The sequence below is a fragment of the Novosphingobium sp. FKTRR1 genome, assembly GCF_020404405.1.
Taxonomy (GTDB): domain Bacteria; phylum Pseudomonadota; class Alphaproteobacteria; order Sphingomonadales; family Sphingomonadaceae; genus Novosphingobium.
Map to the genome: position 1 here is coordinate 1 of NZ_JAIZDA010000002.1, position 15176 is coordinate 15176.

Here is a 15176-nt window from a genome sequence, read left to right on the forward strand (position 1 = left end):
CCTCGCCAAAGACTGGGAACGCTCCATCGAGAGCTCGACCGCGTGGGCGAATATCGCTTCTATCCGGATGCTAACCCGCAGAATTGCGCGACTTTCAGCCGCATGACAGACTTTTGAATCGGGCTCTAAGGCGGCCATCCCCTGGGGTGGCCGCCCTTTTTTTGGTCCGGACCAGTTTTCGCTGCGCAAGCGCTTATTCGTCCTTTCAGCTACTTGCAGGCGCAACCGCCATACATCCGTCCGCCATGCGGGGTGCCCTGTGGTTTCACGCGGCGCGTCAATCATCTGCCCCAAAAGCCGAAGCCACCCCGCTTGCTTTGCCGATTCCGCAGGCCTAGGGGGAACCGGAGCGATTCGGTCCGATTTCGGATCGGGTGCCGCCCAAAGGGACTTCTGGTTCGATGCGACTGTCCAGCATGGCCGATTATGCCGTCGTCACGATGACCGCCGCAGCGCGGCATTGCGGCCACGCGCGCGTCTCTGCGCAGCAACTTGCCGACGAAACCGGCCTCCCGGTTCCCACCGTGCAGAAGCTTGTCAGCAAGCTGTCTGCCGCCGGCCTGCTCAAGGCGGTGCGCGGCGCGGGCGGCGGCCTGAAGCTGGCACGGCCGGCAGCCGCGATTTCGGTGGCCGATATCGTCGAGGCAATCGAGGGTCCGATCGCACTGGCTGCCTGCAGCGAACCTGGCCGCACGGTCTGCACGCTTGAAGATGCGTGCTGCGTTCGTCCGCATTGGCCCGCCGTCGATGCTGCCGTGCGCGGCGCGCTGGCCGACATTCCGCTCACCCGCTTTGCCACGCCGCGCCTCACCGCGCTGGCGAGCCCTGCGGCAGAGGTTGCCGCATGACCAAGGAAATCACCATTACCCAATCCCCCTTGCAGGATGCATTGATCGAAACGCCGGTCAAGGATCAGGCCGCGCGCGACGCTGCGGCCCGCGTGGCCGATTACGAGCACGGCTGGGTTTCGGACATCGAGCAGGAATACGGACCGAAAGGCCTGTCCGAGGATACCGTCCGCTACATCTCGGCCAAGAAGGACGAGCCCGAGTGGATGCTTGACTGGCGGTTGAAGGCCTATCGCCACTGGCTGACGATGCCAACGCCCGATTGGGCCAAGCTGTCGATCCCGCCGATCGACTATCAGGACGCCTATTACTGGGCCGCTCCCAAGACCAAGGATGGGCCCAAGAGCCTGGACGAGGTCGATCCCGAACTGCTGCGCGTCTATGAAAAGCTGGGCATCCCGCTGGCCGAGCAGGCCGTGCTGGCCGGCGTCGAAGGCGCGCGCAAGATCGCGGTCGATGCCGTGTTCGACAGCGTGTCGGTGGCCACCACCTTCCGCAAGGAGCTGGAAGCGGCGGGCGTGATCTTCCGCTCGATCAGCGAGGCGATCCGCGAATATCCCGATCTGGTCCGCCGCTGGCTGGGCAAAGTCGTGCCGATGCACGACAACTATTTTGCCGCGCTCAACTGCGCGGTCTTTTCCGACGGTACCTTCGTCTACATCCCCGAAGGCGTGCGCTGCCCGATGGAGCTGTCGACCTATTTCCGCATCAATGCCCAGAACACCGGACAGTTCGAACGCACCCTGATCGTGGCCGACAAGGGCGCCTATGTGTCCTATCTCGAAGGCTGCACGGCGCCGCAGCGTGACGAAAACCAGTTGCATGCTGCCGTGGTCGAACTGGTCGCGCTCGACGATGCCGAAATCAAGTATTCCACCGTGCAGAACTGGTATCCCGGCGATGCGCAAGGCAAGGGCGGCATCTACAACTTCGTCACCAAGCGAGCGCTGTGCCAGGGCGCGCGCAGCAAGGTGTCTTGGACCCAGGTCGAAACCGGCAGCGCGGTGACGTGGAAGTACCCCAGTTGCGTGCTCAACGGCGATGACAGCGTCGGGGAGTTCTACTCGGTCGCGGTCACCAACAACTATCAGCAGGCCGATACCGGTACCAAGATGATCCACAACGGCAAGCGTACCCGCTCGACCATCGTGTCGAAGGGGATCAGCGCGGGCCACAGCAACAACACCTATCGCGGGCTGGTGCGCGTGGCACCGCAGGCCGAAGGCGTGCGCAACTTCACCCAGTGCGACAGCCTGCTGCTGGGAGCCGACTGCGGTGCGCATACCGTGCCTTATATCGAGGTGCGCAACCCCAGCGCCACGATCGAGCACGAGGCGACGACCAGCAAGATCAGCGACGATCAGCTTTATTACGCGATGCAGCGCGGGCTCGATCAGGAAAGCGCGGTGGCGCTGATCGTCAACGGCTTCGCGCGCGAGGTATTGCAGCAGCTGCCGATGGAATTCGCGGTCGAGGCGCAGAAGCTGCTGGGCATCAGCCTTGAAGGAAGCGTCGGATGATTATGGCCCTGTTGCTTCTGGGCGGGGTCGAAGTGCCCGATTCGACACCTGCGCTGGATGCGGTGAAGACGTGCAACCGCGTCGAGATCCGCAAGATGATCAGCAGCGAGCCGCACCGCCGCACCGAATTTGCCGCCGCCGCCTATGCCGAGCAGCGCACCATTGCGCAGGAACGTGCGGCGATTCTGGCGGCACCGGTATCGACACCGGCCGGACAGGCCAGTACCGCCAATGCACTTGCCCAGCTTGATGGGCGGCAGAAGCAGCTTGACGATTCCCGCGCAATCGAACGGTCATGGCGTGACCTGTTCGATGAAATGCGCGCCGATTTCCTCGCCAACTGCAACGGCAGGAAGGACAACCAATGAAGCCGACACTCACCCTGCGTCCCGCCGACGAGCGTGACGACGCCCCCCGCGTACCCAAGAAGGGACGCGGCTGGAACGTCACGACATCGCGGCTCGACGCGATCCACGAAACCGCGCGCGAAATGCGCCGCAACCCGACCGCTGCGCATTCCGCGCTGGCGCTCGAGCTCGGCAAGGCCGACCTTGGCAAGTACAAGTTCAAGGGCTTTGCCGTGATCGGCTCGGCCATCGCCGACTTCGCCTGCCTGCCGCTCAAGCTGGTTGTGATGCTGAGCGAAGGCGTTGCCGCGCCCGAAATCGAGCAGCGCCGCGACAAAAGCCTGAGCGAAATCGGCCTGCGGGTGATCCGCTATGACGCGGGCGAAGTGGCCGCCGATCCGGAAGGCGCCGCGCAAGCCGTGCTGGCCGAAATGAAGCAGCGCTTCAACGAACTGCGCGCCGCCCCGCGTGCTTATGGTGCCCGTCCGCAAAGCCATCGCCCTCACGGCGGTGGCCGATAACCCGATCGCCGCGCCATCCCGACAAGCCTTGCGGAACCCGAAAGACTGCGAATGACCATGCTCACCATTGATTCCCTGTCCAACCAGATCGCTGGCAAGGCCATCCTGAAAGGGCTGTCGCTCACCATCAATCCGGGTGAGATCCATGCGATCATGGGGCCGAACGGCGCGGGCAAGTCGACGCTGGCATATACGCTGGGCGGACGGCCCGGTTACGAAGTGACCGGCGGGACGGTGGACTTCGACGGACAGGATCTGCTTGCGCTGGAGCCGCACGAACGCGCGGCAGCAGGGCTGTTCCTTGGCTTCCAGTATCCGGTCGAAATTCCCGGTGTCTCGTTCGTCCAGTTCCTGCGCGAAGCGGCCAATGCCCAGCGCAAGAACCGTGGCGAAGCGCCGCTGTCGGGGGGCGAATTCCTCAAGCTGGCGCGCGAGAAGGCCGCGCTGCTGCGCATGGATATGGACATGCTCAAGCGCCCGGTGAACGTCGGCTTTTCGGGTGGTGAAAAGAAGCGCGCCGAAATGGTGCAGATGGGCATCCTCGATCCCAAACTGGCGATCCTCGACGAGACGGACTCGGGGCTGGACATCGACGCGCTGCGCATTTGCGGCGAAGGCATCAACGCGATCATGCGCAAGCCCGACAAAGCCGTGTTGCTGATCACGCACTACCAGCGCCTGCTCGATTACGTGAAGCCCGATTTCGTCCACGTGCTGGCAGGCGGCCGGATCATCAAGACCGGTGGCCCGGAACTCGCCCTCCAGCTTGAAAACGAAGGCTATGAGGCGGTGGCGGCATGACCGCACTGGATTTCCCCACGCGCAAGGACGAGGCGTTTCGCTACGCCGATCTTGCCGCGCTGGCCCCGCTCTGGCCGGTGCCGGTGGAGCCGATCCGCGTCGCTGCGGGAAGCAGCGCCGCGCTGACCGTCATTGCCGACGATGCAACCCACGCGGTTGCCCGCGATCTGGAACTGACGATCGAGGCCGGGGCCAGCTTCGACCTGCACTTGCTCAACGTTGCGGGCGCCTATGGCCGTCTGTCGGTCAGGGCGGTGCTGGGCGAAGGCGCGCGGTTCCATCTGGGCGCCGCGCAACTGGCGGGTGGCGACCAGACCGTCGAGATCGTGACCGAGGTAGTCCACACTGCGCCCGACGCCACCTCGCGGCAGGTAGTCCGGTCGGTGCTGGCGGGCCATGCCACCGGCAACTACCTTGGCCGCGTTACAGTGGATCGCGGCGCGATCGGCACCGATGGCGAACAGTCGGTGCGCGCGATGCTGCTCGACCGCACCGCCACCGCCAACGCCCGGCCCGAGCTGGAAATCTACGCCGACGACGTAAAGTGCGCGCATGGCTGCGCGGTGGGCGAACTGAGCGCCGAAGGGTTGTTCTACCTCGCCTCGCGCGGGGTGCCACCGGCACAAGCCAAGAAGCTGATGCTGCAGGCCTTTCTGGCCGAAGCTTTCGTTGGCGCGGCTGACGGGGACGCATTGAACGCCGCATCGCTGGCGGCGCTGGAGGCCTTGCTGTGAGCACGGACACGCTGACTCGCTCGGCCACACAATGGCCCGGACTGGTGCATGCCGACGGCCGCCGCTGGCACTATCTCGACACCGCCGCCACCGCGCAGAAGCCGCAAGTTGTCATTGACGCTACCGCCAATGCGATGGGCCGCGACTATGCCACGGTGCATCGCGGGGTCTACACCCGCTCGGCCGAAATGACGCTCGCCTACGAAGCCGCGCGGCGTACCGTGGCGGCGCTGATCGGCGGCGATGAAAGCGAAGTGGTATTCACCCGCGGCGCGACCGAGGCGATCAACCTTGTCGCGCAAAGCTGGGGCGTGGCCAACTTGCGGCCCGGTGATCGCGTGCTGCTGTCTCAATTGGAGCACCATTCCAACATCGTCCCGTGGCAGTTGATCCGCGAGCGTACGGGGCTTGAGATCGACGTCTGCCCGCTGACCGCCGATGGCCGGATCGACCTTGATGCCGCCGAGCGCATGCTGACACCGGCGCACAAGCTGGTGGCCTTTGCCCATGTGTCGAACGTGCTGGGCTCGGTGCTCGACGCGCCTCGCGCGGTGGCGCTGGCGCATGGCGTGGGGGCAATGATCCTGCTCGATGGCTGTCAGGCGGTGGCGCGGCTGCCGGTCGATGTGGCGGCGCTGGGCTGCGATTTCTACGTCTTTTCCGGGCACAAGCTCTATGGCCCGACCGGCATCGGCGCGCTGTGGGCGAAGGCCGACATTCTGGCCGAAATGGGTCCGTGGCAGGGCGGCGGATCGATGATCGACCGCGTGACTTTTGCCCAGACTACATGGGCCCCGGCCCCGCAGCGCTTCGAGGCGGGCACCCCTGCGATCATCGAGGCGCTCGGGCTGGCAACCGCGGTCGATTTCGTGCGCGATGCCGGGCTCGACGCGATCCACGCACACGAAACCGCCTTGGTGGCGCAGGCGCGTGCCGAGCTATCGCGGATCAATTCGGTCACGCTGTTCGGGCCGGAGGACAGCGCCGGGATCGTCAGTTTCGCGCTGGAAGGTGTGCACCCGCACGACCTTGGCACGATCCTGGACGAGGAGAACGTGGCGATCCGCGCAGGCCATCACTGCGCGCAACCGCTGATGGAGTATCTGGGCGTTCCGGCCACGGCGCGCGCCAGTTTCGGTGTTTACAGTGATGAAAGCGACATCGCCGCGCTGCTGCGCGGGATCGAGCGGACGATGAGGATATTCGGATGAACGAGACCCCGAAGTTCGTTGTCGAGGAAGTGGAAGGCGTGTCCGCGCCGCGCCGCGCCCGTGTCGACGACATTCCCGAACCGGCCGAGCAGGCGGTCGAGGAAACCGCAGCGCAAAAGCTTGAGCGCAAGCGCGACTATCTCGACGGGTTCCTCATCGAAAAGCCGGCGGGCATTGCCCCGGGCGAGCCGGGTGGCGAGATTTACGAAGGCGTGATCTCGGCCCTGCGCGACATCTTCGACCCGGAAATTCCGGTCAACATCTACGATCTGGGGCTGATCTACGGCGTCGAGGTGGATGGCGAGGGCCACGCGGTCGTCACGATGACGCTGACCACGCCCCACTGTCCGGTGGCCGAATCAATGCCCGCAGAAGTGGAACTGCGCGTCAGTGCGGTGCCGGGCGTGCGCGATGCCGAGGTCAATCTGGTGTGGGATCCGCCATGGGATCCGCAAAAGATGAGCGATGACGCCAAGCTTGAACTTGGGATGCTGTGACACCGTACCCATATCGGTGACCTGCTGCCCTCAACGGGACAATTCCTGTGACGATCGAAACCAAGACCAAGATTCGCCAGCGCCCTGCCGCCGTGATCCTGACCCCCAGTGCCGAAGCGCGCATTGCCGCGCTGATGGCCGATGCGCCCGCCGATGCCATCGGGGTCAAGCTGTCGACCCCGCGCCGGGGCTGTTCGGGACTGGCGTATTCGGTCGACTACGTGACCAGCGCCAATCCGATCGACGAGCGGATCGAGACACCGGGTGGCACCTTCTTCATCGACGGCGGTTCGGTGCTGTACCTGATTGGCAGCACGATGGACTGGCAGGACGATGATTTCACCGCCGGGTTCGTGTTTACCAATCCCAACGCCAAGGGCACCTGCGGCTGCGGCGAAAGCTTCACGATCTGACCACCGAAGACGCCCTGACGGCGATCGCCCCTGCCCCGCGCGCCAAACGCCGGACAGGCGGCAGCGGCGGCTATCGCAAGGGTGAGGAATCGCGGCAGCGCATCCTGGAATCCGCGCTTGCCGAATTCGGCAGGGTCGGCTTTGCGGCGGCGACAACCCGCGCGATCGCGCAGCAAGCCGGCGCGACCCTGCCTTCGCTGCAATACTATTTCGGCGGCAAGGAAGGCCTCTATCTCGCCTGCGCGCATGAAGTGGCCAAACGGTTTGCCCAGCGTACCGCAAGCGCTGCTGGCGATGCGCAATCGGCTCTTGCCGCAGGCGCCTCGCCCGAAGCGATCCGCCTGCAACTGAAGCGCACGATGGCCGCAGTTGCCCACGGCCTGACCGCCACCGACGAATCGACACTGTGGAGCGCGTTTGTTGCGCGCGAACTGCTCGAACCTGGCCCCGCGTTCGAGATCATGCACAATCAATTGTGGGCACCCGGCATCGAACTGGTGGCGACGCTGATCGCCCGCTTGCAAGGACGCGGCACCGTTGACGAGCCAGCCCGGATTCGTGCGATGATGATGATCGCCAGCCTGTCGGCGTTCCAGAACGGCCGCCATGTGGCCCTGCGCGCGTTCGGTTGGGACGCTTTCGGTGCGGCCCAATTGGCCGCGATCACCGCCGTGCTCGACGCGGAAATCGATGCCCTTTGATGCGGCTTGAAAAACGTATCGATCGATAGTATTTCTCGTCCCAATGCATAACGGGAGATTTGGGACCATGACGACCGCCATCGCCGCGCTGCGCGCCAAGGTTGCCAGCCAGCGCACCGACAATCCCGTCATGTTCGGTGCGGTCGATTTCTCGATCTGGCCCGAGCGCCTGCTGAAGGATCAGCCCGAATTATCGGACTTGCGCGGCCCCTTTGCCAAGGATGCAAGCCGCCTGCTCGCCCGGTCCGACCTGATCGAGCGGATGGAGGCCTACACCATGCTGGGCGACACGGTGGCCGATCCCTATGCCGCGCTGATGCCGCAGTACGGCTTCCGCCCGCTGGTCGATATGCTGACACTGGCCTGCGACAAGGGGCTGGATGCCGTTCCCGATGCGCCTGCCGAGCTCGTGCGTTTCATCCGGTCGATGGAAGCCACTCCGGCATGGGTCAACATGGACCTGATCGAACGCGGCGCCTCGATCCAGCGCAACGCGATGGCCAACTTTGCGCCTTGGGCCATCCGCGGCGGCTTCATCGCCACGTTCATGAACAAGTACGCCGCTCTGCCGATGGCGCTGACCGGCACCCTGTCGCACAAGACTGCAGGCCGCCGGATCAAGGAAACCGCGGTGTTCTTTGCCACCAGTACGCTGCCGGGGGCGCTCCAGCGCTTCGGCCCGGGCTTCAAGGCAGCGGCGATGGTGCGGCTGATGCACTCGATGGTGCGCTTCAACGTGCTGGCACGTGCACGCTGGGATCAGCGCGTCTATGGCATCCCGATCCCGCAAGTGGACCAGATGCCCGCCGGGCTGATCTCGGACTACTTCCTGTCGGCCAAGGCGCTAAAGGAAGGGCGCAAGACCTTCAACGCCGACGAACGCGCGCAAGTCGAACTTAGCCGCTATCGCTGTTTCCTGCTGGGTCTGCCGCAAGATCTGCTGGGCGACAATCCGCAGGACGTGGTCGACATCTGGAACGCGCGGATGGTCACCATTCGCAGCGGCTTTGACGAAGCGACCTGCGGCGCCCTGCTAAAGGCAACCATGGAGACCGAACTGGTCGATACCTCCACGCCTGCCGGGGCCATCCGCGAACGCTTCGAAAAGAGCTTTTCGAAGCTCTACTTCCTGCAGAACTTCTGCGACGGCAAGGAAGAGCGCGCCCGCGATTTCGGGGTGCGGATCGACGCTGCCGACAAGCTGCGCGCAGGGCTTGTCGGGGTTCATGTGATTGGTCGGATCCGCGCGTTCGAGGCGGCCGCCAAAGTTCCCGGCCTGCGCCGCTTGGCGGACCGCCGCCTCGTTGGCAAAGTACGCAATTACCTTGGCACACTGGGCCATGCCGAATTCACCAGCGACGCCGAAAAGTACCGTCCGGCGCCGGGAGCCGTCCCGGCAACCTGAGCGATCAGGCGGCCTCGAGGAAACGCAGCAGCGCCTGTTCCAGCGGATCGGTCTCGCCATCCGCGTCGATCTGTCCGCGCAGCCAGGCCTGTTCGGTGCCGTCCACGGCATGGTCGCGTACGGCCTCGGCCACCACACCAAGCCCTGCGCCCTTGCGGCCAAAGCCGGCGCCATCGCGCGCGGCGGAAAGGAATCCGGTGGGCGTGGTGCGCACCACCCGGCCAAGGAACTGCCCGACCCGGCTTGTACGATCATTCATGAATGTTTCGAGTGCGGCGGCGCGCTCGCGGGGCAAGTCATGCGCGCCCTGCCAGCCTTGCAGGTAGTTGCCGACACCCTGCACGAACAGGCGTTCCCATTCTGAGGCGTTCGCCGCGCCCAATGTGGCATCCTTGATGCGGAACAGCATTTCAGCCTCGCTCCGGCTTACCCGCGCCGGGCCATCGCCGCCCGCCGCAAAGATCACCCGGCGCACGATCGCGCATTCGGCAGACGTGATCAGGCCAGCGTCAAGCATGCCGCCATTGCGCGTCGGCCCGGTGCCGAACACGACCGCCCGCTCGATCTGCACCAGCGCATAGGCGCGCAACCGTTCGGGCGCGCCAAGCGCCTTTTCCAGCACGCGCACCAGCACTTCCAACTCGGTCAGCGATTCGAGCCGCCCATCGTTATCGAGCCGGGCCATCAGCCAGTCCGCCGTCTCTTCTGAGACGTAGCCCTTGGGCTCGGTGCCATTGACGACGAATTCGCCGATCGCCTCGACCACGAAGTCGGTCCATTCGCGGGTGGGCGCGGTCACATGATCGTTGAGCGTCAGGATGGCGTCCGCTTCGCCGGGGTCGATTACCCCATCGGGCCATGCCTCACGACGCAAGGCCAGTACTTCGTCGGGGGTGATGGTGCCGTCGGCAACGGCCTGATCGGCAAGGGCGCGGAAATGGAGCGACATGGGCTGGGGTCCGGTCCACAGTTGACACTTTGTATCAGTCTATGCCGGAACAAGGTTAAGGGATTGGGGCATTCCGGTCCCCAATCCCCCTAATTTTGCAACCAGTTTGGCCGATCAGCGCAAGTCGGGCGCGGCACCTTCGGCCTTGAGCAAGGCGATGGCCTCGGCCAGCGGGACGACCTTCTGCTGCTGTTCACCCAGCGTGCGGATGGCGACGGTGCCTTCCTCGGCCTCGCGCTTGCCGACCACAAGCAAGTAGGGAACCTTCTGCAAGGAATGCTCGCGCACCTTGTAGTTGATCTTCTCGTTGCGGGTGTCGGTTTCGGTGCGGATACCGGCTGCGCGCAGTGCTTCGGTGGTGCTGCGAGCATAGTCGTCGGCGTCGGACACGATCGTGGCCACCACCGCCTGCACCGGTGCCAGCCAGGCGGGCAGCTTTCCGGCGAAGTGTTCAATCAGGATGCCGATGAAGCGTTCGTACGAGCCGAAGATCGCGCGGTGCAGCATGACCGGGCGATGCCGCTCGCCATCCTCGGCGATGTAGCTGGCATCAAGCCGTTCGGGCAGCACGCGGTCTGACTGGATCGTGCCCACCTGCCAGGTGCGACCAATCGCGTCGGTCAGGTGCCATTCGAGCTTGGGGGCATAGAACGCACCTTCGCCGGGCAATTCCTCCCAGCCATATTCGGCAGTGGCAAGGCCCGCTTCAGCCACGGCATTGCGCAGCTCGGATTCGGCCTGATCCCACATCGCGTCGGTACCGAAGCGCTTTTCGGGACGCAGCGCCAGCTTGATCGAATACGTGAAGCCGAAGTCCTTGTAGATGCGGTCGGCCAGTTCGCAGAAGGCACGCACTTCGGCGACGATCTGGTCCTCGCGGCAGAAGATGTGCGCATCGTCCTGCGTGAACTGGCGCACGCGCATCAGGCCATGCAGCGCGCCGTGCGGTTCGTTGCGGTGGCAGCAACCGTTTTCATACAGGCGCAGCGGCAGTTCGCGATACGACTTCAGACCCTGCCGGAAGATCAGCACGTGTGCCGGGCAGTTCATCGGCTTGAGCGCCATCCAGTCGGCCTCGCCGCTGATGACCGGACCTTCATCTTCGGTGTTGGGCACCTCGTCGGGGATGACGAACATGTTTTCGCGGTACTTGCCCCAGTGGCCGGACTGCTCCCACTGACGCGCGTCCATCACTTGCGGGGTCTTGACCTCGCGATAGCCGGCACCATCGATGGCGCGGCGCATATAGGCCTCAAGCTCACGCCAGATGCGATAGCCCTTGGGATGCCAGAACACCGAACCGTGCGCTTCTTGCTGCAGGTGGAACAAGTCCATCTCAGCGCCCAGCTTGCGGTGGTCGCGCTTGGCAGCCTCTTCCAACCGGGTCAGGTGCGCGTCCAGTTGCTTCTTGTTGAGCCAGCCGGTGCCATAGACGCGGCTGAGCATCGCGTTGTTCTGGTCGCCGCGCCAATAGGCGCCCGACACGCGCGTCAGCTTGAAGGCGTTGGGATCAAGCTTGCCGGTGCTGGCCAGATGCGGGCCCCGACACATGTCGAGCCAGTCGTTGCCCGACCAGTAGACGGTCAGCGGCTCGTCGCCCGGCAGTTCGGCGGCCCATTGCGCCTTGAATGTCTCACCTTGCGCGTTCCAGCGCGCGATCAGATCCTCACGGCTCCACACTTCGCGGCGCAGCGGCTTGTCGGCGGCGATGATCTTGCGCATCTGCGCCTCGATCGCGGGCAAGTCTTCTTCGGTGAAGGGGCGCTCTGCGGGTGCGAAGTCATAGTAGAAACCGTCGTCGGTCGAAGGGCCGAAGGTGATCTGGGTGCCGGGGAACAGCGCCTGCACCGCCTCTGCCAGCACGTGGGCAAAGTCGTGACGGACGAGTTCGAGCGCGTCTGTCTCGTCCCGCGCGGTGACCAGCGCCAGCGCGGCATCGCCTTCGAACGGGCGGGTGATGTCGAACAGTTCGCCATTTACACGCGCGCCGATGGCGGCCTTGGCAAGACCGGGGCCGATCGCGGCGGCGATGTCGGCAGGAGTGGTGCCCGGAGCGACTTCGCGCAGCGATCCATCGGGCAGGGTGATCTTCAGAAGTTCGGCCATGGCCGCGCCTTTACCCGGCAGCGCGCGCCTTGTCATGCCCGGATTGCGCGATATCGGGCGCGCCGATCCAGCGCAGCAGCAGCCACCCGGCGGTCAGGCACACGAACGGCATGACCGGATAGTGAAAGCGCGACTGGCCCGAAAAGATCACGCAGATCGCGGTAGGATACAACGCGATGCCAAAGGGCAACAGCCACCAGTCGATCAGCCGCTGGCGCGCCAGCCAGCGCGCGCGCGCCTGCACCCACGCCGCCAGCGCGAAGAGGCCAAGCAGCACGATGTAAAAGGCTTGATTGGCCAGCCGCAATACCTTGAACGCCCATGGCACGGCAGCAAAGGCGGGCGATCCGCTTTCCCATGCCCACATTCCCTCGCCATCCGGGCCCCACAGGCGGAAGGCCTTGCGCGGCATCAGCCCGACAAAGCGCGCCGGGTGCGCTTTGATCCACGCCAGCCCCAGCCGCTTGGCCTCGGCATCGTATTGGAGCTCATTCAGATCGCGGCGGGCATCGAGCGCGCGCACCACCGGATCGTCGGGGGTGAAATCGCCGGTGGCGCTTTCGTTGTTGCCGGTCAGCAAGGTGATGCCGCCATTGGTCGACACCGCCACCCACGCGCCCAGTTCGCGCTTGTTGCGCGCAGTCCACGGACTGACCACGAGCGCGGCCACACCAAGCAGCAACAGCGCTTTGCCGATGGTGGCGGGCAGGCGGCCAAGCACATTGCCCTGCCGCCACAGGCCGATCGCCAGCACCAGCGGCACGACGACGAGCGTCTGCGCCTTGACCAGCGTGGCCATGCCGAACACCGTTCCGGCCAGCACCAGCCACGGCCAGCCCGCCTCACCTGCGCGGGGCCGCGCTACCAGCAGCCAACACCCGCCCAGCAGCAAGGTGGTGTAGAACACCTCGGTCAGGGCAAGCGGCACGTACAGGATGGCATTGGGATAGATCGCATAAACCAGCAGTCCCAGCCGCGCCGCCGCTTCCGAGCCGGACAAGTGGCGCCCCAGATCGAGCAAGAGCCATGCTCCGATCGTCGCGCTCAACAAATTGAACAGGCCGACCGTCAGGATCGAGATCCCGCCCAGTCGGAATGCCAGGCTCAACGCCATCGGCCAGCCCGGCGGCCAATAGGCGGTCGGCAGGCCCGCGTTGCTCAGGTAGCCCTGCCCCCGCGCCAGCATCGCGGCGCGGGCAAAGTACCAGTCCGCATCCGAACTCGGACTGACCCAGCCGCAGATCGCCAGCACGCGCAAGGCCACGAACAGCCCAAACAGCGCGAGAACGGCGTGGCGGCTGCCGATCAGCCAATGCAGCCAGATTTGAATGCGATCTTTCATCGACGTTCGGTCTAGCACGTAGCGGGTAAAGAGAGCGTTTGTTTGCTTCCACCCGTGCGAGAGCGGCGCTAGTCTCTGTCCCATGGACTTGACCGATCTCGCTCCGTTGGCCTTTTTCGAAGGGCCCAATGGCCACCATGTGGCCTATCGCTATCTTTCGGGCAGTCGCCCCGCGCTGGTGTTCCTGCCCGGCTACATGTCGGACATGAGGGGCGGCAAGGCGCAAGCCGTGCTCGCCCATGCGGCAGCCCAAGGGCGCGCCTGCCTGCTGCTCGATTATTCGGGGTGCGGACAAAGCGAGGGCACATTTGCCGAGGGCACGCTGACCCGCTGGCGTGACGAGGTGGTGGCGCTGATCCGCGCGCTCGGCCTGCCGCGCGTGATTCTGTGCGGATCGAGCATGGGTGGCTGGCTGATGTTGCTGGTGGCCCAGACCCTGCCCGAGCGGGTGGCCGCGCTGGTCGGCATCGCGCCCGCGCCCGATTTCACCACTTGGGGCCTGAGCGCCGGACAGCAGGAGGAACTGGCCGACGGGCACGTGATCTACGAAGAAAACCCCTATGGCATCGAACTGACCCCGACCCATCCGGGGTTCTGGGCCGACGGGCAGGACAACCGGCAGCTTGAATCACCGATCGACTTCGAAGGCCCGGTGCGGTTGCTGCATGGTCAGCGCGACGATGACGTGCCGTGGGACGTGTCGCTTCGGCTTGCTGCAGCGCTGCGTTCAGCCGACGTGCAGGTCACGCTGATCAAGGACGGCGATCATCGCCTGTCGCGGGCCGAGGACATCACCTTGTTGCTGCGGACAATCGATGACCTTGTCGTGACGGCGGCCTGATCGCCCGGTTTCAAAGGTTCCTGTCGATGATCATGTTCGCGCCCTTGCTGTTTCTGGCCGATCCGCACGCGGCGTCGGCGATGCAGGTCGGGCCTAATCCGTCACAGCGGCAGGAATCGACGCTGCCCATCCCGCATCGCCGCACGATCATCGAGACCGCGCCCTCGGCCGAGGCGGGTGGGCCTGAACGCAAGCCCGCGACGACCGACCGGCTGGCCGATTGCCTTGGCCGGGCCCAGCGCGACAGCGCGGCCGGGATTGCCTTTGCGCGCGGCTGGCTGGCCGAAGGCGCCACCCCCGAAGCCCGCGTGCGCGCAAACCAGTGCCTTGGCCTGATCCAGTCCGACCTCGGCGACTTCGGCAACGCGGAACGCAGCTTTACCGACGCGCTGCAAGGTATCCCCGAGGCGCAGAAGGTTGCGGGCGTGCCCTTGCTGGCGATGGCCGGCAATGCGGCGTTGGCCGGTGGCGCGGCGGCACGGGCGCTCGACTGGTTCGACAAGGCGCTGGCGGTCACCGACTATCCCGATACCGTGGCGAGGGGCGGCATCAGCATCGACCGCGCCCGCGCGCTCGTCACCCTTGCCCGCTTTGGAGAGGCACGCAGCGCGCTGGATCTGGCAACGCGGCTTGCACCGGCCAATGCCGAAGGCTGGCTGCTTTCGGCAACGCTGGCGAGGCGGGAAATGGATCTGGCGCGCGCGCAGAAGGACGTGGAGACGGCCGCCGGGCTCGATCCGCGCGATCCGGCGATCGGGCTGGAAGCGGGCGTGGTCGCCGTGCTTTCAGGACATGATGACGCCGCGCGCAAATCGTGGGCTTCGGTGGTGCAGATCGCCCCGAACAGCGCCGAGGCAAAGACCGCGCAAGGATACCTTGAACAGTTGGGCGCGCCCCCCACATCAGCCCCACAACCGCCGCGCTGACTGGCCGACGGGCA

The 15176-nt window shown here is 65.3% G+C and carries 16 protein-coding genes and 2 pseudogenes; 15 read left to right on the forward strand and 3 right to left on the reverse strand.

Features of this window, described 5'->3' with window-relative positions; all coding sequences use genetic code 11:
* The 13 genes and pseudogenes from LDN95_RS01775 to LDN95_RS01835 all read left to right on the forward strand — a co-directional run.
* Nucleotides 1-106 (forward strand): annotated as a pseudogene (locus LDN95_RS01775) (IS5/IS1182 family transposase); the annotation flags it as partial.
* Between the two features lie 295 nt (nt 107-401).
* Nucleotides 402-848 carry an Rrf2 family transcriptional regulator gene (locus tag LDN95_RS01780; protein ID WP_226015919.1) on the forward strand — a complete coding sequence of 149 codons (447 nt, stop codon included), beginning with the start codon at nt 402-404 and terminating at the stop codon, nt 846-848.
* On the forward strand, nt 845-2368 hold the full coding sequence (sufB, locus tag LDN95_RS01785; RefSeq protein WP_226015920.1) for a Fe-S cluster assembly protein SufB: 1524 nt from the start codon (nt 845-847) through the stop codon (nt 2366-2368). Before LDN95_RS01780 ends, sufB begins: the two co-directional genes overlap by 4 nt.
* Nucleotides 2365-2736 (forward strand): hypothetical protein, encoded by a 372-nt coding sequence (locus LDN95_RS01790; protein WP_226015921.1) that lies wholly within the window; start codon nt 2365-2367, stop codon nt 2734-2736. Before sufB ends, LDN95_RS01790 begins: the two co-directional genes overlap by 4 nt.
* Nucleotides 2733-3236, forward strand: coding sequence for an endonuclease domain-containing protein (locus tag LDN95_RS01795; RefSeq protein WP_226015922.1), 504 nt, complete (start codon nt 2733-2735; stop codon nt 3234-3236). Before LDN95_RS01790 ends, LDN95_RS01795 begins: the two co-directional genes overlap by 4 nt.
* A gap of 57 nt (nt 3237-3293) precedes the next feature.
* Nucleotides 3294-4037, forward strand: a complete 744-nt coding sequence (gene sufC, locus LDN95_RS01800; protein WP_226016280.1) for a Fe-S cluster assembly ATPase SufC — start codon at nt 3294-3296, stop codon at nt 4035-4037.
* Nucleotides 4034-4771 carry a SufD family Fe-S cluster assembly protein gene (locus LDN95_RS01805; protein WP_226015923.1) on the forward strand — a complete coding sequence of 246 codons (738 nt, stop codon included), beginning with the start codon at nt 4034-4036 and terminating at the stop codon, nt 4769-4771. The genes sufC and LDN95_RS01805 overlap by 4 nt, the downstream gene beginning before the upstream one ends.
* Entirely contained in the window at nt 4768-5982 is a 1215-nt protein-coding gene (locus LDN95_RS01810; protein WP_226015924.1) for a cysteine desulfurase, read from the forward strand. The genes LDN95_RS01805 and LDN95_RS01810 overlap by 4 nt, the downstream gene beginning before the upstream one ends.
* Entirely contained in the window at nt 5979-6479 is a 501-nt protein-coding gene (locus LDN95_RS01815; RefSeq protein ID WP_226015925.1) for an SUF system Fe-S cluster assembly protein, read from the forward strand. Before LDN95_RS01810 ends, LDN95_RS01815 begins: the two co-directional genes overlap by 4 nt.
* A gap of 53 nt (nt 6480-6532) precedes the next feature.
* The gene (locus LDN95_RS01820) at nt 6533-6892 is read left to right on the forward strand and encodes a HesB/IscA family protein (protein ID WP_370631642.1); all 360 of its coding nucleotides are present in this window, start codon (nt 6533-6535) and stop codon (nt 6890-6892) included.
* A gap of 104 nt (nt 6893-6996) precedes the next feature.
* Nucleotides 6997-7122, forward strand: a pseudogene (locus LDN95_RS23270) (TetR family transcriptional regulator); the annotation flags it as partial.
* Nucleotides 7123-7143: 21 nt separating this feature from the next.
* Nucleotides 7144-7593, forward strand: a complete 450-nt coding sequence (locus LDN95_RS01830; RefSeq protein WP_226015927.1) for a CerR family C-terminal domain-containing protein — start codon at nt 7144-7146, stop codon at nt 7591-7593.
* 67 nt (nt 7594-7660) lie between these two features.
* Complete coding sequence (locus LDN95_RS01835) at nt 7661-8998, forward strand: oxygenase MpaB family protein (protein ID WP_226015928.1); 1338 nt, start codon at nt 7661-7663, stop codon at nt 8996-8998.
* Nucleotides 8999-9002: 4 nt separating this feature from the next.
* Here the strand turns inward: LDN95_RS01835 and LDN95_RS01840 are convergent, their stop codons facing one another.
* The 3 genes from LDN95_RS01840 to LDN95_RS01850 form a co-directional block, all read right to left on the reverse strand.
* Nucleotides 9003-9947: a hypothetical protein gene (locus LDN95_RS01840; protein ID WP_226015929.1), complete on the reverse strand. Its 945-nt coding sequence runs from the start codon at nt 9945-9947 to the stop codon at nt 9003-9005.
* 114 nt (nt 9948-10061) lie between these two features.
* Nucleotides 10062-12053: a threonine--tRNA ligase gene (thrS, locus tag LDN95_RS01845; protein ID WP_226015930.1), complete on the reverse strand. Its 1992-nt coding sequence runs from the start codon at nt 12051-12053 to the stop codon at nt 10062-10064.
* Nucleotides 12054-12063: 10 nt separating this feature from the next.
* Nucleotides 12064-13395 (reverse strand): glycosyltransferase family 39 protein, encoded by a 1332-nt coding sequence (locus tag LDN95_RS01850; protein WP_226015931.1) that lies wholly within the window; start codon nt 13393-13395, stop codon nt 12064-12066.
* Between the two features lie 82 nt (nt 13396-13477).
* On the opposite strand from LDN95_RS01850, the gene LDN95_RS01855 reads away from it, so the two are divergent.
* Nucleotides 13478-14236, forward strand: a complete 759-nt coding sequence (locus LDN95_RS01855) for an alpha/beta fold hydrolase (protein WP_226015932.1) — start codon at nt 13478-13480, stop codon at nt 14234-14236.
* Nucleotides 14237-14262: 26 nt separating this feature from the next.
* Nucleotides 14263-15162: a hypothetical protein gene (locus LDN95_RS01860; RefSeq protein WP_226015933.1), complete on the forward strand. Its 900-nt coding sequence runs from the start codon at nt 14263-14265 to the stop codon at nt 15160-15162.
* Nucleotides 15163-15176: the final 14 nt, after the last annotated feature.